Origin of the sequence: Mucilaginibacter sp. (assembly GCF_039207105.1) — a bacterium.
Taxonomy (GTDB): domain Bacteria; phylum Bacteroidota; class Bacteroidia; order Sphingobacteriales; family Sphingobacteriaceae; genus Mucilaginibacter.
In genome coordinates this window covers 58,146-78,640 of sequence record NZ_JBCECK010000010.1, presented here as the reverse complement: position 1 = coordinate 78,640, position 20,495 = coordinate 58,146, and the positions used below count along the sequence as shown (strand labels likewise).

22 protein-coding genes are annotated in these 20,495 nt (G+C 40.6%); 12 read left to right on the top strand and 10 right to left on the bottom strand.

Annotated features, from left to right (window positions below; translation table 11 throughout):
• Both AAGC65_RS03945 and AAGC65_RS03940 read left to right on the top strand, forming a co-directional pair.
• A partial coding sequence (locus tag AAGC65_RS03945) for a pyrimidine/purine nucleoside phosphorylase (protein ID WP_343111107.1) occupies positions 1–237 on the top strand: 237 nt, incomplete at its 5' end.
• Positions 238–333: 96 nt separating this feature from the next.
• Positions 334–663 carry a YbjQ family protein gene (locus tag AAGC65_RS03940; protein ID WP_343111106.1) on the top strand — a complete coding sequence of 110 codons (330 nt, stop codon included), beginning with the start codon at positions 334–336 and terminating at the stop codon, positions 661–663.
• Between the two features lie 76 nt (positions 664–739).
• Here AAGC65_RS03940 and AAGC65_RS03935 read toward each other — a convergent pair whose 3' ends face one another.
• The 3 genes from AAGC65_RS03935 to AAGC65_RS03925 all read right to left on the bottom strand — a co-directional run bounded on the left by AAGC65_RS03935 (position 740) and on the right by AAGC65_RS03925 (position 1,876).
• Positions 740–940 carry a hypothetical protein gene (locus AAGC65_RS03935; protein ID WP_343111105.1) on the bottom strand — a complete coding sequence of 67 codons (201 nt, stop codon included), beginning with the start codon at positions 938–940 and terminating at the stop codon, positions 740–742.
• Positions 941–969: 29 nt separating this feature from the next.
• Positions 970–1,455 carry a hypothetical protein gene (locus AAGC65_RS03930; RefSeq protein WP_343111104.1) on the bottom strand — a complete coding sequence of 162 codons (486 nt, stop codon included), beginning with the start codon at positions 1,453–1,455 and terminating at the stop codon, positions 970–972.
• A gap of 232 nt (positions 1,456–1,687) precedes the next feature.
• A complete protein-coding gene (locus AAGC65_RS03925; RefSeq protein WP_343111103.1) occupies positions 1,688–1,876 on the bottom strand; it encodes a hypothetical protein in 189 nt (62 codons plus the stop codon).
• Between the two features lie 361 nt (positions 1,877–2,237).
• Here AAGC65_RS03925 and AAGC65_RS03920 point away from each other — a divergent pair, with 361 nt between their 5' ends.
• The 3 genes from AAGC65_RS03920 (at position 2,238) to AAGC65_RS03910 (ending at position 4,141) form a co-directional block, all read left to right on the top strand.
• Positions 2,238–3,155 carry a TIM barrel protein gene (locus AAGC65_RS03920; protein ID WP_343111102.1) on the top strand — a complete coding sequence of 306 codons (918 nt, stop codon included), beginning with the start codon at positions 2,238–2,240 and terminating at the stop codon, positions 3,153–3,155.
• A 216-nt stretch (positions 3,156–3,371) separates the two neighbouring features.
• Positions 3,372–3,590, top strand: coding sequence for a hypothetical protein (locus tag AAGC65_RS03915; RefSeq protein WP_343111101.1), 219 nt, complete (start codon positions 3,372–3,374; stop codon positions 3,588–3,590).
• Positions 3,591–3,847: 257 nt separating this feature from the next.
• Positions 3,848–4,141: a DUF3892 domain-containing protein gene (locus tag AAGC65_RS03910; RefSeq protein WP_343111100.1), complete on the top strand. Its 294-nt coding sequence runs from the start codon at positions 3,848–3,850 to the stop codon at positions 4,139–4,141.
• A gap of 11 nt (positions 4,142–4,152) precedes the next feature.
• Here the strand turns inward: AAGC65_RS03910 and AAGC65_RS03905 are convergent, their stop codons facing one another.
• The 4 genes from AAGC65_RS03905 to AAGC65_RS03890 form a co-directional block, all read right to left on the bottom strand.
• A complete protein-coding gene (locus AAGC65_RS03905; protein WP_343111099.1) occupies positions 4,153–4,635 on the bottom strand; it encodes a CYTH domain-containing protein in 483 nt (160 codons plus the stop codon).
• Between the two features lie 70 nt (positions 4,636–4,705).
• Positions 4,706–5,284: a class I SAM-dependent methyltransferase gene (locus AAGC65_RS03900; RefSeq protein WP_343111098.1), complete on the bottom strand. Its 579-nt coding sequence runs from the start codon at positions 5,282–5,284 to the stop codon at positions 4,706–4,708.
• 176 nt (positions 5,285–5,460) lie between these two features.
• On the bottom strand, positions 5,461–6,408 hold the full coding sequence (locus tag AAGC65_RS03895) for a DUF3626 domain-containing protein (RefSeq protein WP_343111097.1): 948 nt from the start codon (positions 6,406–6,408) through the stop codon (positions 5,461–5,463).
• A 105-nt stretch (positions 6,409–6,513) separates the two neighbouring features.
• Positions 6,514–6,921: a hypothetical protein gene (locus AAGC65_RS03890; protein WP_343111096.1), complete on the bottom strand. Its 408-nt coding sequence runs from the start codon at positions 6,919–6,921 to the stop codon at positions 6,514–6,516.
• A gap of 322 nt (positions 6,922–7,243) precedes the next feature.
• Here AAGC65_RS03890 and AAGC65_RS03885 point away from each other — a divergent pair, with 322 nt between their 5' ends.
• The 3 genes from AAGC65_RS03885 to AAGC65_RS03875 all read left to right on the top strand — a co-directional run bounded on the left by AAGC65_RS03885 (position 7,244) and on the right by AAGC65_RS03875 (position 11,410).
• Positions 7,244–9,964: a carboxypeptidase regulatory-like domain-containing protein gene (locus AAGC65_RS03885; RefSeq protein WP_343111095.1), complete on the top strand. Its 2,721-nt coding sequence runs from the start codon at positions 7,244–7,246 to the stop codon at positions 9,962–9,964.
• Between the two features lie 61 nt (positions 9,965–10,025).
• Positions 10,026–10,430, top strand: coding sequence for a DUF1761 domain-containing protein (locus tag AAGC65_RS03880; protein ID WP_343111094.1), 405 nt, complete (start codon positions 10,026–10,028; stop codon positions 10,428–10,430).
• Between the two features lie 128 nt (positions 10,431–10,558).
• Complete coding sequence (locus AAGC65_RS03875) at positions 10,559–11,410, top strand: aldo/keto reductase (RefSeq protein ID WP_343111093.1); 852 nt, start codon at positions 10,559–10,561, stop codon at positions 11,408–11,410.
• 64 nt (positions 11,411–11,474) lie between these two features.
• On the opposite strand, the gene AAGC65_RS03870 is transcribed toward AAGC65_RS03875, so the two are convergent.
• Positions 11,475–11,765, bottom strand: coding sequence for a YciI family protein (locus AAGC65_RS03870; protein ID WP_343111092.1), 291 nt, complete (start codon positions 11,763–11,765; stop codon positions 11,475–11,477).
• A 186-nt stretch (positions 11,766–11,951) separates the two neighbouring features.
• On the opposite strand from AAGC65_RS03870, the gene AAGC65_RS03865 reads away from it, so the two are divergent.
• Both AAGC65_RS03865 and AAGC65_RS03860 read left to right on the top strand, forming a co-directional pair.
• On the top strand, positions 11,952–13,121 hold the full coding sequence (locus AAGC65_RS03865) for a galactokinase (RefSeq protein ID WP_343111091.1): 1,170 nt from the start codon (positions 11,952–11,954) through the stop codon (positions 13,119–13,121).
• 67 nt (positions 13,122–13,188) lie between these two features.
• Positions 13,189–13,719 (top strand): RNA methyltransferase, encoded by a 531-nt coding sequence (locus tag AAGC65_RS03860; protein WP_343111090.1) that lies wholly within the window; start codon positions 13,189–13,191, stop codon positions 13,717–13,719.
• On the opposite strand, the gene AAGC65_RS03855 is transcribed toward AAGC65_RS03860, so the two are convergent.
• Positions 13,716–14,396 carry a GNAT family N-acetyltransferase gene (locus tag AAGC65_RS03855; protein ID WP_343111089.1) on the bottom strand — a complete coding sequence of 227 codons (681 nt, stop codon included), beginning with the start codon at positions 14,394–14,396 and terminating at the stop codon, positions 13,716–13,718. The two genes, AAGC65_RS03860 and AAGC65_RS03855, sit on opposite strands and share 4 nt — an antisense overlap.
• A gap of 128 nt (positions 14,397–14,524) precedes the next feature.
• Here AAGC65_RS03855 and AAGC65_RS03850 point away from each other — a divergent pair, with 128 nt between their 5' ends.
• Entirely contained in the window at positions 14,525–15,184 is a 660-nt protein-coding gene (locus AAGC65_RS03850) for a YdeI/OmpD-associated family protein (RefSeq protein ID WP_343111088.1), read from the top strand.
• Positions 15,185–15,339: 155 nt separating this feature from the next.
• Here the strand turns inward: AAGC65_RS03850 and AAGC65_RS03845 are convergent, their stop codons facing one another.
• Complete coding sequence (locus AAGC65_RS03845) at positions 15,340–17,913, bottom strand: phosphoenolpyruvate carboxylase (protein WP_343111087.1); 2,574 nt, start codon at positions 17,911–17,913, stop codon at positions 15,340–15,342.
• Between the two features lie 297 nt (positions 17,914–18,210).
• Between AAGC65_RS03845 and AAGC65_RS03840 the strand changes: the two genes are divergently transcribed.
• Entirely contained in the window at positions 18,211–20,358 is a 2,148-nt protein-coding gene (locus tag AAGC65_RS03840; protein ID WP_343111086.1) for an FUSC family membrane protein, read from the top strand.
• Positions 20,359–20,495 lie beyond the last annotated feature (137 nt).

Here is a 20,495-nt window from a genome sequence, read left to right as displayed (position 1 = left end):
GCTTATGATACCGCGCAGGGCCGCAGCACGGTTGGTGTAATAGAAAAAGGTGAGTACGAGTTTGGCACATCGAGCCATGAAACCATGACCGTGATAGAGGGCCGCTTAGAGGCTTTACTCCCCGGCGAGCAGGACTGGCAGGCTTTTACCAACGGCCAAACATTTGAAGTGGCGGCAAATACCTCATTCAAAGTAAAAGCTGCTGTACAGAGCTCATATCTTTGCACTTACCGGTAGTAAACGCGCTGTTTCTTCAAAATAAAAAGCCTCCTGTTTGTAATTATTGATTCAACAATACATCTAAAGTATAAACAACATCAAATAAAAAAACAAATGGATACTTCACTCATTACAACCAGTACCGCTTTAGAAGGTTACCGGGTAGTTAAACATTTAGGGGTTGTGCGTGGTATCACCGTGCGCAGCCGAAGTGCGCTTGGCAACATTGCCGGCGGCTTTCAATCACTTTTTGGAGGCAGACTTTCTATATATGTTGAACTTTGTGAAAACGCCCGTGAGGAGGCTTACCAACTTTTGATACAACATGCTCAGGCCTTAGGCGCTAATGGTATCATCAATATGCGCTATGATGCCAACGAGGTTATGCAGGGTATAACCGAAGTACTGGCTTACGGTACCGCGGTAGTGGTTGAAAAAGTATAGTCAATATTACATACTTTAAAAACATCAAAGCCGGCTATAAGCCGGCTTTGATGTTTAATATAAAAAGAACAAATTATCAATTAAAGTACGATAGCGGGATGGTTTTCCACATGCCGTTTGCCAAGTGGCCTATCAGCAATTCATAAACCAGGTAAACCGGCCAAAACAAATAGTGAATAAGCAGCAGGATAAACGAGTGGTTATAATACCAGCTGATCATCAGGGTATAAACGCCTAAAACAAGGTACAGAATACTGGTTTCTCTTTTCTTCATCATTAATTATAAAGCTAACATAATTACCCGCATTAATTAGCGCAATTTTTCATATTGTAAATAACGCTGTAATCAGCTTTTTCATTAGTGAATTGCCTGCCTGTTTTGGCATCATACTGATAAGGTTTCTGAGCAAGCGCGTTGCCCCTGAGCTGAAAATCAACAGTCATGGTGTCTGTGCTCCCCTCCTGCCCGTATGTCCATACGGCTTTAATGGCATTTTCCTTTAGTGTACCTACAAGAGTACCTTTGCGGGCATCTTTTTCTTTAGGCAGCCAGCTCATTTTTCCGGTTACCTTATTCTCGTTTATCAGCATGCTGACAGATGTAGTATCCTGCCCCTGCGTGCCATCGGTATGATAAAAGCAATATTGCATATTTACAGGTGGCGCGTCTGATGCTGTGGCCTGTAAGGTATCTTTACTGCCTACGCTTGCGGTATCTTTATTTTTTGAGTTATTGCCCGAGCATGACGCCATTAAGCTTCCTGCCAACAGTAAACATAGTGTTATTTTCATGGTAAGTGTTATAAATACAATCCTCAATATGACAGTTAAAACATCAAAAGGTTCAATAGCCTGCTATGAAATTTCAAAACTGATTTACAACAAGTTACAAAAAATTAAAATATCCGGTTATAAATGATCGAAGAAATCACGCTCTTGCCTGTAAAAATCCGGAGGAATAGGTTACAATTTTTATGTAGTGTAAACAGAAGTTTCACACTACATAAATTGTAATAAAAAAAGCTTAAGCTTTCTTTTCGGGTGGGGTTGATACGATCTCGCCAAACTCATTAACGTAAGCCATCATGCTTTCCAAATCGCCGCCGGCACTGTTTTGCTGGCGTTCCAACTTGCGTTGTTCTTTATCCTCTTTCTTTTTCTGACGATTTTTTTCGAGTTGTTTTTTCATGAAGGTTGCTTGCGATTTAGCCATATTTATTAAAAGTTTAGTTAAACAATACGCCTTGTCCCGGTTATAAACCTATAAATCCAATCAACGGAACTAACGTTCAGTTTTGAAGCACATGCAGAGGAGGATCATCAATTAATTTCCGGGCAGCAACGGTATCAGCGGGGATAAAAATGAACCCTGATCAACAAGAATTGATTAGTGGTGGGCTATAATGGGAATAGCTATAAATTTCCGTTTGTAGTACAAATATACGATTTTTTTAGGGTTCGGTCAATTGGTAATACCCGCTTAGTAAAAATGAACATGCTATAAACTCAGCGCTCCAAACCCGTAACTCACAACTTTTTAATTATCTTGCTTGCTCAAAACCAATCACCTATATATGAAACGCAGAAATTTTGTGCAGAGCTCGGTACTCGCGGGCGCGTCAATACTCGCCTCCGGCGCTTTAAAAGCAAGTACATCAACCACCTTAGCAGATAGCGACAAACCCTTTCATTTAAATTATGGTATTCATGACGGCATGTTTAAAAACCATGCCGGTGCCGATTTTATTGATCAGATAAAGTTTGCCTACGAAAGGGGCTTCCGCGCCATTGAAGATAATGGTATGGCCCAGCGCCCGGTAGATCAACAGAAAAAAATTGGCGATACATTAGCCAAATTGGGTATGGCAATGGGTGTTTTTGTACAACCCGGTTTAGGAAATGATACCAATATGCTGGCAACCGGCCAGGCCGATTATCTGGATAAGTTCATAGCCAGCTGTAAAGAAGCCGTAGAGGTAGCCAAGCGCATCAACAGTAAACTGGTTACCGTTGTACCCGGCGATTTTGTGCGTAACCTACCTATGGGTATACAAACAGCCAATGTTATTGAGGCCATGAAAAAAGGAACCGCCATAGTTGAACCCCACGGGCTGGTTATTGTAATGGAACCGCTGAGCGACAACCCTAACCTGTTTTTACGTACTCCTGATCAGGCTTATGCCATTTGCAAAGCAGTTGGCAGCCCATCATGCAAAATTTTGTATGATATGTACCATGTACAGCGCAACCAGGGCAATATTATACCTACGCTTGATTGGGTTTATGACGAAATTGGCTATTACCAGATAGGCGATAACCCTGGCCGTAAAGAACCCGGCACCGGCGAAGTAAACTATAAAAACATATTTAAACACATTTACAACAAGGGCTACAAAGGTGTAATGGGCATGGAACATGGCACAGCCGGTGAAGGGAAAGAAGGTGAGCTGGCCCTGATCAAGGCTTACCGCGAAGCAGATAGTTTTATGTAATCGATTACATAAACCAAACGCTGTCAACTATTAACGCGCACAGAAAATAAAATCACGTTATCAACAAAAAATAATGATGTGTTAACAAAATATTTACCTTAAGTATTTTGAATTAAATAATTTTAATGCATGTTTACAGCATAATACCAATTATAAACAACGCCGAAACAATTCGGCACAAATGGGGTTTACATTAAAAAAACAAAAGAACTTATCATGGCAACAGAAAAAGGAAGCGGTATTACCGCGTATTCAGTAAAAACAAAAACTAAGAATGTACCAATGATCGATCCGGTTATTGACGTTAAATCGGGCAGGTACATTGCAACCGGTAAAGATAGCGCTGGCAATAAGATGGCCGCCATTATGGGTAAAGCAACAGCTGAAGAACATATTAAAAAAGGCAATGCCAAAAAAGGCACTGGCTGGTCTTAATATCATACGTGCCCTGATTTAAGTTCTTGCCTTAGATCAGGGCATTTATTTACCCGTAAAATTCCTATCCCTTATCACGTGTTACCTTTGGTATGGATTTTAAAAAAACTTGCCAAAACTTCTTAGCGATTGAATTTTTTAACTACTCCTTAATTTTTAGGGATAATACGCACTGCAAAATGGGTTAAAACACCTATTTTACGGTATTCCTATTTGTTTTAATTTTATAGAACCTTATTAATTAAAACAGATAAACAATGGCAGTGCGTATACTTTGTATCAAAACCGATGTAAGGCTGCATGAAAACCCTTACATAGCTATTGACTCACTGGAGTGGGTAAATGAGCGCATCAACGTAAAAGGTGTTACCGAACGGGCAAAACTTTATGACTGGATAAAAGATGCTGACGGTGATGCTTATATTATTGATGAATACGGCAATAAAACCAGTCTGATCCCAGCCGTTTGCCCCGATGGTAATAAATACGTTAAAACCGTTGCTGACGAATCAGAACCGGATTATTTGCTTGCTTTGCCACAAAGCGCGTAAGCGGCAATCGGTTATCCCTTTGTAGTTCCCCATTTACTGTAAGGATTTACAGAAAGGGCTGAATTGTAATATCTTTTATCGTCGGTAACCTCCAATGTTATCCATTCGGGTAACTTAAAGGTTTCTGTTTCATGTTCCAGCTCAATTTCGGCCATGAGCAGTCCTTTGTTTTGACCTAAAAATTCGTCAACCTCCCAAATCTTGCCTTCAAAACTGATGTTATAACGAATTTTTTCCAGTTCAGATACGGCAAAATTATCAAGCAGCTCCACTCCTTCCGCGGCAGGAATGGTATACTCATACTCACTACGGCTTATGCCCTTGGTGGCCCCTTTAATAGTAATATAGCCATGTTCGGGAGTAACCCTTACTCTTATAGTTTTAGTATTATCACTTAAAATATAGCCCTGGCGGTAATGTTTACCTTCTGGTTTAGCCAACTGCTGCCATTTTTCATGATCTACCAAAAACTTACGCTCAATTTCAACTGCCATAGCTTATGCTTTAATAATAAACAGTTCAAATATACCTAACAGCTGTTTACCTGCACACAAAACTGTTATGCTATTTTTTAGCAGCTATTACAATTCCGGTTGCCCAGTTTTGTTTAACCAATACCAGATCTTTTCTTTCTTCTAAATCTGTTATCAGTTTAATAGCCTTTTCGGCATGCCCCTCAGGCCAGTTAGATTGGGGCAACATGTCGTCAATAATATATAAACCACCGGGTTTAAGCATGTTCAAGGCTTCGTTAAGCAGTAAATATTTGCCATGCCAGGTATCTGCAAAAATATAATCAAATTGTAAATGGCTGTTTTGCTCAAACCAGTCGGCTCCGTCTGTACAAACCAGTTGCAGGCGATTATCGGCACCTAAAAATTGTTGAGCGATAGCTAAAAAACGTTCATCATTATCAATTGAAACCAGCATTGAAGCCGCATCCATCCCATCCAGTATCCAGGAGGTTGATAAACCTGTTCCGGTACCCAGTTCCAAAAACCGGCCATCGGGTTTGGTTACAGCAAGGGTCTTAAGCAAGGAGCAGGTTAGTACGTCTGATGCCATAGTAAAACCTGAATCGGCAGTGGCTTTTTCTATTTCCTGATATGCCTTGGGATAGGCTTGTCTTATTTCCTGATTCATGAGTGATATTTGTAAGGTTATAATTGTTAAACATGACAATTATAGTGAATTTTATCATAATAATAAAAGAATTTATACCAAAAACCAAATTGGTATTTAGATTTTAATTTTTAATAAAAAGCCGCTTCAAATGTTGTTGAAACGGCTTTTTAAATAACGAGGGTTAAATTTTCTTCCTAAATATACTCAATCGGGATACCGAACTTTTGTGCAAACTTGCTGAAGATATCTCTTAACTTACGAGAATTGATCACCCTTAATGAGTTATCATTAGCTGAAAGCTCCCTTGTTTTGGTTTCAGCTTCCGAAACTTCTAAATTCGATATACACAACTTTTTTATATCCCGGTTAAACATGATTCCGGCATGCACGTGAGCTTCAATATAGGTAGTCTGGCCAACACCTGATGGTTGCAGGTCGGCGCCAAAATTTGCTCCATTTACTGCAATACTAAGCGCCCGAAGCATATTTTCAGACATATTAACAATAAGCCGGTAAGGATTATGGTAATTGGCCAGCATACCGGCTGTATTTGCCCGCGTCCCAAAATCAAAAGAATCGCTATGTATGAATGTACAGTTATGTTTCAAATTCTCTTTTAATACCGCGTAGGATTTACCCCACTGGCCAGCCGCCCCATGCCTGAGGCCGGCATAATTAAGCGCCGCGTATTTGGGCCGCGACATGGGCTCAAAAGTAATATTATTGCCTCCGGAGTAGCTACCCAAATTACTGATCCTGTTAACCATGTTTTGCATTCCCGACCTCATTCCCTTGTTTGAATAGTCAAACATTTTCTCTTCCGCTTCATCTCTCATAGCAATATAAGCCTGATTTACTCCGCTTTCACTAAACTTATTGTACAAGCCCTTACCACTTGGCATACGGTTAAAAAATTTGTACGCAGTAAAATTAAATGTAAGATCTGCCTCGCGAATACGCCTGATCATATTCTGACATACCCTGTCTGTTTGTGTTATCGGTACGCCCAATACCTGATGAATGCGGTTCATGGCAGCAAGTTCGTCTGAAAAATCAGTAGCGTTTATATTAGTTGAACTTAAAGAGGCTGTTTCGCTTGCGGCCAACCTTGCAAGTACCTCTTGTTTTTCTTTTGATGTCATGGGGTGTCAGTTTTTCACTTACACAAAAATGTACATTCATTAACCGCCCTACAATCCCCAAATACGGTGAGTTAACAGTATTAACTCATCCTAAAACTCGTCTATTTAAAAGACAAGTTTAAGCAACAACGGAACAACTATAACTCCAATGGTTATCAAAAAATAATTGCGATAAAGTTTACCCTGACTATCATTATATGTTTTTATCAACAATTGATAACGTTCATTATAAAATACCAGTAAATAATTGATGATTACAAAAGGTATAAAAAATGTAAGTGCTCCCGCTATAAAGGTATTTAACGCACGTTCTCTGAATAGATTGAAACTAAGCACAATCGGTACGTCGCCGCGGGTAATTATCCTGAGCAAAAATAAAAAAGTTAACAGGTTAATGCCCTGTAGTATCGACATAGGTATAATGGTAAATGCCTTCCAATTCCCCTCATCACCTTTCTTATTTTTTTCGGCGGCAATCGCGTCTACCCATATTTTATAATAGATGCTTAACATTTTCCTTTGGTTTTAATTATTATCTTTTTAATAAACCTCAGCGATACCAATAGGTTTTAACAAATTATGGAACAAATACATTAGTAGGTTAAAAAAGTAACAATCATGTTATTTTTACTTCAATTTGTCATATTGCCTGATAACTTTCCGTTGGTAAAGCAAAAAGCAATATTTTTGAGCGTTTAAAGCATTCGGTATGCTATTATTAAGCACGGTTTAAGTTAAGTCCAGTTTGTAAAAAAGTGTTAAATGATAGGTGTTTACTGCATGCTGCAACCCTAAATGTTTATATTAGCCCCTTTAGCTGCCTTATATTATATTAATGATATCAAGAAAATTTTTACTCGTAATTTCCCTGTTGTTTTCATTTGGTTTTGCTGCTTCGGCACAGCAAGATAGCATTCCATTAAGTACAGTTATTCAAAAAACCGCTAAGTTTCAAAGCAGTTACCCCATTGAAAAGGTTTACCTCCATTTAGATAAGCCCTACTATGCAGTAGGCGATACCATTTGGTTTAAAGCTTATTTAACGGTTGAAAAACACCAGCCATCGGGCTTAAGCGGTGTGGTTTATGTAGATATTATCAACAGCCAGGATTCTGTAATGGATAATTTGAGGCTGCCTGTCAGGAATGGTTTTGCCAATGGCAACATCACCCTCACCGGCGATACTTATAAACAAGGCAGCTATCGTATCAGGGCGTATACCAACTGGATGCGTAATTTTGATTCGGCGTATTTTTATGACCATACCATCAACGTGGGTAACGCCATTGATAAACAGGTTAATGCTTTCATAACCTATAAAAGCTCGGCTAAAAAAGGCACTGTTAAGGTTGATGCAGACATATTGTATAAAGACCCATCCAATAATCCCTACGCCAACAAAAGGGTAAACTGGCAATTAATGAAAAATGGAGACCCTATAAACAAGGGCAGCGGAAAAACCGATGACAAAGGGCATTTATTGGTTGATATACCAGAAAACGACCCGGCCAACATTACATCGGGCCTGCTGTTAACCGCGATTGATATGGGCGATAGAAAAACTGTTTCCAACTCATTCTCCCTGAAAGGAGCAGTAACAGGTTACGATGTGCAATTTTTTCCTGAAAGCGGACAGCTCACCAATGGTGTACGTACAAAGATCGCCTTCAAGGCCATCAATTCAAGAGGTTTAGGTGTTGATGTTACGGGCAACATTACTGATGACCAGGGCACCGTTATCGCTAATTTCACTACCGCGCATTTAGGTATGGGTATATTTGCGATATCACCTGAAGCTGGTAAAGTATATACCGCTAATGTTACCTTCCCCGACGGATCAAAGGCTACCTACAGGTTGCCACGTGTTCAGGCTATGGGAATAGGCATATCACTTTCAAGTCCCGATGCCGATAACCTGGCGGTTAAAGTATCGGCCAATGAGCTGTTTTTACAACGCAAACAAAACAAAAGTTTTTACCTGGTAGCCCAAAGCGGTGGTGTGGTTTATTACGCGGCCCAAACTGTAATGCAAAATTTGGTTTACACCGCTACTATCCCTAAAAGCAAATTCCCTACAGGTATTGTGCAATTTACGTTGTTTTCATCAGGCGGCTATGCACTGTGCGAACGTATCGCATTCATACAACATAATGATCAGCTAAACCTTACCTTAAAAACAGATAAGCCTTCATATACCACCAGGCAGAGCGTACATCTATCGGTACTGGCCAAAAACAATACCACTCCGGTAGTAGGCAGTTTTTCGGTAGCGGTGCTTGATGATACCAGCGTACCATCTAACGAGGATTCAGAATCAACCATTTTGAGCAACCTGCTCCTGACTTCTGATCTGAAAGGATACATCGAAAAACCTAATTATTACTTTAATAAGCCCGATCAGGAAAAACAGGACAATCTTGATATCCTGATGCTTACACAAGGATACCGTCGTTTTTCATACGAGGACATATTAGCTGATAAACTCCCTCAGATATTTGTTGCACCGGAAACAGGCATTGAAGTATCCGGAATTTTAAGAACCACCACCGGATTACCGGTGGGCAAGGCCAATATCCGTTTACGGGTACCAGACAAAAACTTTTCGGCCGAAACTACTACAGACCCTTCCGGAAATTTCAAATTCTCAAACGTGGTAGTTATGGATACCTCCAAGATATCCCTGAGCGCCCGTAATAATGTGAACAGCAAAAATCTGGTGATCAACGTAAACGGCGAGCTTTATCAGAAAATAGATAAAAACCCTAACGTGCCCGACGAAATTGTGAATATTGATAGCGCCATGCAGCCTTATCTTGAAAATGCGCGTAAGCAATATCAAAACTCACGTGTGTTGAAAGAAGTTGTCATCAAATCAACCAAGTTTGAGAAAAAACCGAGCCATAACGACTTCGGCACATTCTCAGGTCTGCCAGCTCAGGCCGATCATGAAATATCCGGCGACCAGCTGAAGGATTGTCCGCTGCTGATCAACTGCTTAAGCACTATGGCCTTTGGTTTAACCTTTGTAGATAACAACTTTTACATCACCCGCGATTATAACGCAGGCAAACGGGTGCCTGTACAAATATATGTAGGCAGCATGCCGGTTGATGTTAACTTCCTGGCCAGCATATCGGGCGCCGAAGTAGCATCTGTTGAGATATTTTTAACTGATGGTGTAAGCGGCATTAACCGCATGAACCAAACAAACGGCGTATTGGTTATTAATAAAAAGGTCATCAAAAAAGAAAAGATAACACTTGCGCAGTTGCAATCGCTTATTCCGAAGCAAAATGATATCACCTTTGGTATACAGGGATATAACAAAGCTAAGGAGTTTTATATGCCTAAGTATGATGTAACCAAGGCAAGCTCGCTTGGGGCCGATTTGCGTAACACCATTTACTGGAACCCTAAAATCATTACTGATAAAAACGGTGTGGCATCGTTCAGCTTTTTTAACAGTGATGCCCGCGGTTCATATCGTGCCGTTATTGAAGGCCTCGATGCCGATGGTAATTTAGGCCGTTATGTGCTGCATTATACAGTGAAGTAATATGTGCAAATAAGTAAGGATCTTTTTCCTTATATTTATTATACACATAAAACTTATCATCATGAATCCTTCCTTAATTAATTGGGCCGCAGTTATTGTGGCCGCGCTTTCCGCTTTTTTAGTGGGTGGCATCTGGTATTCGCCGGTATTGTTTGCCAATGCCTGGATAGCTGATAACAAGCTTAATACTGATGATCTAAAGGCATCCAGCAAACTACGCTCATTCGGGATGACGGGTATATTTTCCCTTATCATGGCGGCAAACCTGGCAGCCTTTTTAGCCGATAGCAAAACCGACCTCGCCTGGGGTACAACTGCCGGTTTTTTAGCTGGTATTTGGACCTTTAGCGCTATAGCTATCATGAGCTTGTTTGAGCTTAAAAGCTGGCGATTGATATTTATTAACGGTGGCTACAGCCTGGTATCATTAACACTAATGGGAGCCATTTTAGGAGCGTGGCGATAAAGGTTGAAAATCCATAAATCCTGAAGCTGTGATTTCATTGTTACAATTTCCCAAAATGACAAACAACTTACCATTTGGGTAAACAATGCATCCATATTTGAGTTCAAATTATATCAATAATTACAACTATGGCAACATTTGAAAAAACATTTACATTGGGTGGTGATTTTACCCTAAACCGCCTGGGTTTTGGAGCTATGCGTATTACCGGCAAGGGCATTTGGGGGCCGCCAAAAGATAAAGACGAGTGTATACGGGTGCTGAAACGCGCGGTTAAGCTTGGCGTTAATTTTATTGACACCGCAGATAGTTACGGCCCCAATGTATCTGAAGAACTTATTGCTGAAGCGCTTTACCCCTACCCGGCAGATTTGCTGATCGGCACCAAAGGCGGATTTCTGCGCAGCGGTCCCGATCAATGGCAAGTTGATGCCTCGCCTGAGCATTTAAAAGAAGCGCTTGAGGGTAGTCGTAAGCGGCTGAAACAGGACACCATTGACTTGTACCAATTGCACCGGATTGACCCGAATGTGCCCGCCGAAAAAACATTTGAGTTTTTACAAAAGGCGCAGCAGGAAGGCAAGATCAAACATATTGGCTTATCTGAAGTAAACGTAGAGCAAATTAAACAAGCCCGGGAGTTTTTTGAAGTGGTTTCGGTACAAAACATGTACAGCGTTGACAACCGCAAATGGGAAGCCGAATTACAATACACCAAAGAAAACAATATTGCCTTTATACCCTGGTATCCATTGGGCGGTGGTAATGTAAAAGGTGAGCAAATACTTCAAAAAGTTGCAGATAAACACAACGCCACTATACACCAAATCGCACTGAGCTGGTTGTTGCATTATGCGCCAAATATTTTGCTAATCCCAGGTACATCAAGTGTTGAACACCTGGAAGATAACATGAAGACCATAGATATTGAACTTACAGCTGCCGATATGCAGGAGCTGGAAGCGCTTAATCAGGCTTAAAAACTATCTGATTCAGTAAAAATAAAAGGATGCCCTACTGTAAAGACATCTTTTTATTTTTACGTTACACCGCTGCCACTTTAAAGGGCTTTACATCCACAGATTCCCAAACCCCTTGGGTAATATAGGGCTCGCTTTGTTTCCAGGCTTCCAATTCTTCTTCGGTTTCAAACTGCAATATCATGGTTGAACCTATCATATTCCCCTCATCATTTAATATAGCTCCTCCAATTATAAAGTTTCCGTTCGCTTTCATCGCTTTTGCACCATCTAAATGATGCGGGCGTATGTTCATTCGGCGCTGTAATGCTTCAGCATCAGTATAGTCGTATCCGGTAATCAGGTATTGTTTCATTTTTCAGTATTTAGTGTTTAAATCGTCAGCTATAAACCCGGTTTTCTGTTACAACTAACTATAAGTAAAACTATAAATTAAAAAACAGGCTATCCCGTAAAGATTTTTTTACAATTAAAAATAAATTTATAACTGTAAACTTGACAATTTTTGCAATATTTGTTTTTCCATAACAGTAAACCTGCAATGATGAAGTATAACCTACAACAGGAATTTTATAAACTTTACAATAAAGAGGCTGATAACGCCTATTTTTCTCCCGGCCGCGTAAACCTAATTGGCGAACATATTGATTATAACGGTGGCCTGGTTATGCCTTGCGCCATTACATTTGGTACTTATTTACTGGTATCGCCAAATGAAGATGGTGTTTTCCGTTTTAGCAGTTTAAATTTTGAGGATAAATACGAAGTGCCTTTACAACAGCACTATGAAAAAGACGGCAATGGCTGGTTTAACTTTCCTGTTGGTGTAATTGAACATTTTTTGAAAGACGGTCATGAGCTTAGTGGCCTGGATATGCTTTATTACGGCGATATCCCAATCAGTTCGGGCCTGTCCTCGTCAGCATCAATTGAGGTAGCTACCGCTTTTGCGCTGAACGATCTGTTTAATGCAGGTTACAGCAAACTTGATCTGGTTAAACTCTCCAAATCGGTCGAGAATAATTTTATAGGCGTAAACTCCGGCATTATGGATCAGTTTGCAGTTACCTTCGGCGAAAAAAACAAAGCCCTGATGCTCAATTGCGATACACTGGATTATCAGGCGGTTGACAGTAATTTAGGCGAGTACGTATTAGCCATCATCAATACCAACAAACCCCGCCAACTGGCCGAATCAAAATATAACGAACGAGTACAGGAATGCCAGGAAGCATTAACCGCGTTACAACAGGAATTGAAAATCAATCACCTTTGTGATATTGATGCCGCTACTTTTGAAAAACACCAGCACCTGATCACCAACCCGGTAGTATTAAAACGCGCCAAACACGTGGTTGAAGAAAATGACAGGGTAAAATTGGCGGCCGCAGCGCTGGCCGGTAATAACCTGGATGAATTTGGCCGTTTAATGTATGCCTCGCACAATTCTCTATGCCATCTTTATGAAGTAAGCGGCGCGGAGTTAGATGCCGTGGTAGAATACAGCAAAACCAATCCTAACGTTGCAGGTGCCCGTATGACTGGCGCAGGTTTTGGCGGATGCGCTATTGCCCTGGTTAAAGGCAATGCATTTGATGCCTACAGCGAGGCCGTAACCGAATACTACACTAACAAAATTGGCTATGCGCCATCTGTTTACAGCTCATTAATTGGCAATGGCGTTGGTTTACTAAGCGTAGCCGTAAATTAAACGCTTTTTGATACTTTTGCGCTTCTGAGTCCATGGTCTATAGTCCATGGACCATGGACTTACTGATATGCGCAAATTAAAATTAGATGAGCTGAACCGGGCCTCGGTTGATGAATTTAAATTACAGGATAAATTACCTGTTGCTGTGGTGCTTGATAATGTGCGCAGCATGCACAACATCGGCTCTATATTCCGCACCTCTGATGGTTTCGCGGTTGAGCAGATATGCCTTTGCGGAATAACCGCCCAGCCCCCTCATCGCGAGATTGAAAAAACCGCCCTCGGCGCTACCCAATCTGTTAACTGGACTTACTACGAAACCCCACTACAGGCCATTGAACAGCTTCGTAATGATGGCTATAAAATCATTGCCATTGAGCAGGCAGAAAACAGCACTATGCTCAATAAATTTACCCCATCCCCAAACGAAAAATACGCCTTAATATTCGGCAATGAAGTGAATGGGGTAAGTGATGAGGTAATGCAAAACATTGATACCTGCATCGAGATACCGCAATTTGGCACCAAACACTCGTTTAATATTGTAGTATCTGCAGGTATTGTACTTTGGGACTTTTTTGCTAAAATGGCTATTTAATCCTTTTTGATAATATAGAAAGACATCTCTTTCCTGATCACAAATCCCAACTTTTCGTACACCTTTATAGCTCTTTCATTATCAGCTTTTACGTGCAGAAAAGGTATTTGCCCGGCCGCCTTTATCCTGTTAACATGGAATAAAAGCAGTTTACTGGCATAACTCCTGCCCAGATAATCTGGATGGGTACAAACCGCGCTGATCTCGGCATACGGCAATGGATTCATACGCTGACCAGCCATAGCTACCAGTTTATCGCCGTCAAAAATCCCAAAGTAATGCCCGTAATCTATTGTTTTCTCAGCAAAAGGACCAGGATTCGTTAGTTGGGTTAAGGCAAGCATTTGCGGTACATGCTGTTCGTTCAACGGGATAAATTCCTGTTCTATCGGCTTAAGATCAATATCACCCTCATAAACCATTTGGAATACCTGTAATGACTGAGCAACCTGCCAGGGTGTCGGAATAACAATCTCATGCGGTGCTACAAACCCAAAATATCCACCAAATGGAATGGCTACATATAAAGCTTTAAAATTATCATCACTTATGGTTTCAGTACCTACAAAGGGCGACACCTGAGGTAACAGATATTTAGCTTTTTCATCACCATTTGCTAGCGCTTTGTTGCCAGATATTAAGGCATTCCAAACAGGGTTATCCAATATATGTTCCATGTATAAATCAATAGGGTGTTGTCTGGCAAAGCTATAAAAAATCTATTTTACAATATGCCGGGCTTGTCATCCCATTTTAATTTTATAGTTTTAAATTCGCTTTTTATATCCTTTATTAACCAATTACTATGAGCGTGCTTGCCAAAAAGTTCCTGATAAAACCTAATTCACGCTGGTTACTTTTTAACGCTCCGGCTAATTATCCTGATAGCTTAAGCCCGCTACCAGATAACGTAGAAATAACTTTTAACGCGGAAGGCGCTTTTAACGGCATCCAATTATTTGTTACCGATAGTGTGGCATTGGCGACTGATCTTCAAATCATTTCACCTTTATTGAAGGACGATACCATACTCTGGATCATCTACCCTAAGAAAAATTCAGGAATAAAAACCGATTTGGAAATGATGGGCAGCTGGGATGCCACTACCAAATACGGCTTGCGGCCGGTAGCTTCTGCCGCTGTTAACGAGGTATGGACAGCTCTGCGCTTTCGGCCAATAGACCAGGTTAAAGTTTCTGGCGGCAGAAACGAAGCAGTAAAAAGCAATGAATACAGCGCTTTTATTGATGTTGATAATAAAATTGTCACACTACCACCTGATGTAAAAATAGCTCTTGAACAACAGCCGGACGCGTTCGCCTGGTATCAGCAACTGGCCTACAGTCATAAAAAAGAGTATGTATTATGGATACTAACCGCCAAACAGGAAAAAAACCGTCAGGATCGTTTAGCTAAAATGGTGGCGATGTTGGTTAACAAAAAGAAAAATCCTTCGGATAAGTAATCGTCCCCAATGTCATCTCGAACGATAGTAAGAGATCTTATAATTCCAGTCATACAAGATTTCTCACTATCGTTCGAAATGACAGAGTATGAATAAGGAAAACTATAAAAGAAGACTTACGAAGTTTTAAAAACTTCGTAAGTCTGTTAAAAAGCTTATGCCAGGTTACGGCCCGCATTCACGATACCGTAAACCGTTCTGATCACCAGTTTATCATATATTTCAGCAAACTCGCTATCGGGGTTATTATTCAAGCGCTGTAAGGCATAATGCTGAATGATAACCAATGGCAATACAATTTTTTCACGTATAGCTATAGAGCGGCGCTCAACAGGGTATTCTTCCATCAGCACAGCACTTCCTGTCAAGTCAAGCAGCATCTCACGGGTAAGCTCAAATTCATTTTTAAGCATTTTCCAGAATGGACCAAACTTTTTGTCTTTTTCCATATAGGCTGTAACCCTGAAATCAGATTTAGACATCGACATGGCGCAGTTATCCAACATCGTTTTAAAGAAACCTGACGTTCTGTACAATTCTTTTATCTCTAACCAGTTGCCGGCATCCTTCATTTTTTTCAGCGAAGTTCCTACCCCGTAAAAACCCGGAATGTTTTGTTTCAGCTGGCTCCATGACGTAACAAAGCTAATAGCACGCAGATCCTCTAACTTTAAAGGTGCACCGGCATTCCGCTTAGTAGGGCGGCTGCTGATGTTGATACGCGACAATAATTTAAGCGGACTGAATTTTTCCAAATAATCTACAAACAAAGGATGCGCGCGCAGATCCATAAATAGCTTATAACTTTCGTCGGCCATTTGCGATATCAGCTCTTTATGCCTGTTATCCAGCAAATCATTATGATTTGGGTGCAGGGCAGATATGATCCCCGCGTTGATCAGCTGCTCCATGTTAAAGCGTGCAGTTTCAACCGAGCCATACTGTGAACTTACGGTTTGGCCTTGTATAGTTAACTGGATATGCTCATTAGCTATCTCATTACCCATTGAAGCGTAAAAACGGTGTGTTTTGCCACCACCACGTGCTGGAGGGCCTCCCCTGCCGTCAAAAAACGCCAGGCTTACGCCATACTTGCGTGCAATTGCGGTTAACTCAACTTTAGCTTTGTATATAGACCAGTTGGCCATCAGGTAGCCGCCATCTTTGGTACTGTCAGAAAAACCAAGCATAATGGTTTGCCTGTTACCGCGTTTTTTCAAATGTTCGGCATAGTATGGATGGGTGTAAAGCTGCTCCATGATCTCACCGGCACGCGTTAAATCGTTCACGGTTTCAAACAATGGCATAAAATCAACGCTCAGCGCATCTTTTTTCCAGCCGCTCCATAAAAACAGATCGATCAGCTGCAATATATCAGATGCCTGCTGGCAATTGCTGATAATAAACCGCTGACAAGCCTTTTCGCCATTGCTTTGCTGAATCTCCTGCATCAACCTGATGGTGTTCAGGGTATCTTTGGTCATGTCGTCGGCATCCTCAGGGCAATGGAAATCAGCTTCGTTAAAGCTTATCTGCTTTAATTTTTCTTCTTCTTCTAAACCATTGTATCCTTTAACAGTGCCGGTTTTAATATTTTTTAAGCTATAATCAAAAACGCTGCGCAAAACGCGGCTATCCTGCCTGATATCAAGTGTGGCAAAGTAACAGCCAAACAAACGAACCTTTTGGATCATGTTCTCAACCAGGTCAACAAATAAGCCTCCGTGATCACTAATGATAGTTTGTTTGATAGACAGTAGCAGATTCAATAATTCGCCCTGCAGATTTTTAGTATCCGGGTGTTCGTTCGCGTTTTTATAGATCAGCTTCTCGAGCTTGTTCATGGCCTTTTCAACCCCTCTGAAGGTGATGCGGCGTTTAAGCACCCTAAAATCGCGTAAATAACACCTGAATAAACGCTGCCTTAAAAAGCTGGCTACATCCTTAGTCGTCTGTGTAGTTACATTAGGGTTGCCGTCCCTGTCGCCTCCCGGCCAAAAACCAAGTTCCAGGGCCTGACCTGTAGTCGCGTCTATATCAAACTCTTCTTCAAGCTTGGATTGAATGCCTGATACGGCATGGTAAAATATATTCTCTAAAAACCACGACAGACTAACGGCTTCATCAACCGGTGTAGGCGAGGTTTTGTTAAAGAAAGGTGTTTTACCCAGTTGCTGTAATAATTCATCAATGCTATTGATATCATTAACCTTAACAGCCTCTATCAGGTCGGTCATGATACCTAACACCGTACCCGGATAAAACTGGGTAGGATGCGCGGTAAGTACCAGCCTTAACGAAAAATCTTTTAACTTTTCGCTGATCTTATTGCGGGTTTCATCACTTACGGCGGCTTGCTGTAACAGGCTTTGCAGGGTGCCCGAATCATCAAACTTCCCTAATTTATTGAAAGATGAATCTTCAATAGCATCAAACAATACCACCTGCCTTTCAATATATTGAATAAACCTAAACATACGGTTTATCTGCTCCTTGTGATCAATATCAGGTACGTACTTCTTAAAAAAAGTTTCGATGATATCATTAGGTGATGCTTGCATAGCAGCACCCTTTTCACAGTGCGAGCTAAAAAACGGCAGTAAAATACCGGTATCCTTTACCTGATAAAAAGGTAGTGTTTGAAATAAACTGTTATATAACTCAAACCGGGTTACAACCTCGTTATTAAAAGTTGTTTCGCGCTGACTGAGTTTTAAAGTTAATGACATAGTACTAATTAATTGGAGGTGAAAACTAATGAATACAGGCTCATATTCATTACCAGGGGGTGAATTTAATTATCTAAAATTAAATTTTAGCAAAAAATGGCTAATTAATAACGGAATAATGTTATTAATATCATATTTCCTAAAATAAGGCTTAAAGATTTAATTTTTGTAAATTTACAACTCCATTTTGGCCCAAAAAAAACATTTAATGAAAGCATCTGAAATTTAGCCAGAAAAAAGGATTTTTATAACTTGCCTACAATTGCCCAACAGCACTAAACCCAACAAACTATTTTGATGAATATTAACAACAGGGAAATAAAAAGCTTTTTTTACAGCCAGTATTTTTCTGACGGTTTGCGTATGTCTATAGGCATACTCATACCATCGTTAGTGTTAATGCAATTTAACCAGTTTGATCTGGGCCTTACCCTATCATTAGGCGCGCTTTGTATTTGCGTTATTGATAACCCCGGACCAGCCACCCACAAACGCAATTCAATGGCCGTGGGTAATTTGTGCCTTTTCCTGGTGGCAGTTATCACCGGTTTTGCCAGGCTCAATGTTTATACGCTGGGTTTAGAGATCACTCTTTTTTCGTTTGTGTTTTCCATGTTTACAGTTTATGGTAACCGGGCGGCATCAGTAGGAACATCCTCGTTGCTTATCATGATATTTATGATGGATAAGGCTTTGCCCGCAAGCGGTGTTGTTGGCTATAGTGCTACCATTTTGGCAGGAGGCGTATGGTACATGTTGTTCAGTCTTATATTTTTTGGTATCAGACCATACAGGGCCGCGCAGCAATCACTTGGTGAAAGCGTGGCAGATATTGCTAAATTTTTAAGGCTCAAAGCCGATTTTTATATTCCTGAAAAAGATATTGACGAAAGTTACCGCAAGCTGGTATCGCAGCAAATATATGTAAGCCAGCACCAGGATGCGGTACGCGAGTTGCTGTTTAAAAGCAGGTTGCTGGTAAAAGAATCAACCGCGGGCAGTCGTATACTGGTGCTTACCTTTGTTGACCTGGTTGATATGTATGAGCAAATTTTGGCCACCCATTATGACTACGACTACATACGCGAAAAATACAAAGATACCGGCATACTTAACGAGGTGGCACGCATCATCAACCATATGGCTGATGAAGTTGATGAAATAGCTTATATGGTATTATCCAATGCCCGCAGCAAACGCATTATCGATTTTAATTTGGAGCTGGAAAAACTGAAGTTAAAGATTGATGCTATTGATAAAAATAACCAGGAAACCAGCAACCTGGTATTAAAAAAAATACTGATCAACCTGCGCACACTGAGCGAAAGTATTAACAATATATATAACTATAACAAATCCAGGATCGCGCCTAAATCAACCGAATTACGCGGCGACGTGGAATATACTCAGTTTGTTACCCACCAGGATTACGCGCCGCATATTTTCTTTGATAACTTCACCTTGGGCTCGGGCACTTTTAAGCATGCTTTAAGGGTATCATTGGTATGTTTAATAGGCTTTATTACCGCCAAAACAGTATCCCTGGGGCATCATAGCTATTGGGTGTTGCTAACTATCATCGTTATACTAAAGCCGGGCTTCACCCTGTCTAAACAACGCAATTATCACAGGCTTATCGGCACCATATGCGGTGGTGTTATTGGTATACTCATACTTAATTTTATCCCTGATACTACAGCGCAGTTTGTTTTCCTGATCATATTTATGCTGGGCAGCTATAGCTTTTCAAGGTTAAATTATGTGGTTAGTGTAATTTTCACCACCCCTTATGTACTTATATTATTCAAGCTTTTAGGGGTAGGTTTACTGAATGTGGCACAGGAACGTATAATTGATACGCTGATAGGCTCGTCTATCGCCTTAATAGCCAGTTATGTATTATTTCCAACCTGGGAGTTTGAGATCATACAGCAAACCCTGCGGGATGTAATTGTGGCTAACATTAATTACCTGATCACTATTGCCGAAAGCCTCTCGGGCCGGATAACAGGCACAACCATGTATAAACTTGCCCGAAAAGATGTATACGTAAAATCTGCCAATTTATCTGCCGCCTTTGAAAGGATGACATCTGAACCTAAAAGCAAACAACGTAATGTGAAGGATGTACATAAATTTGTAGTGCTAAACCATATTTTATCATCATATATTGCCAATATAGCATCAGGGCTAATTAAAAGAGATATACAACAACCTCACTCCGATGCCCTCAAGCTGGTTAAAAAAAGCATAACGGTATTAAATGAAAGTAACAAAAAACTTCACGGCGATAATATTGAATTTAATATTGGCAAAGCTCCGGGGGTTACTGATAACGATAAACCCGAGCTATCGGCAGAAGATAGCTTGCTGAAAGAGCAGCTGGGATTTATTAATAAGATTAGCTACGATATTGCAAAAATTACAGACAATATCTTACAATAATTATTCTTCGATTATAATTAAACAGACTTGCATGTACTAAAGCTTAGCACTTTTGCACTCTTTACATTTTTACAGCATTTTTTATTACAGTGCCTTGAAACGTTGACATTGGAGCAGGTTTTAAGTTTTTTTGTGCC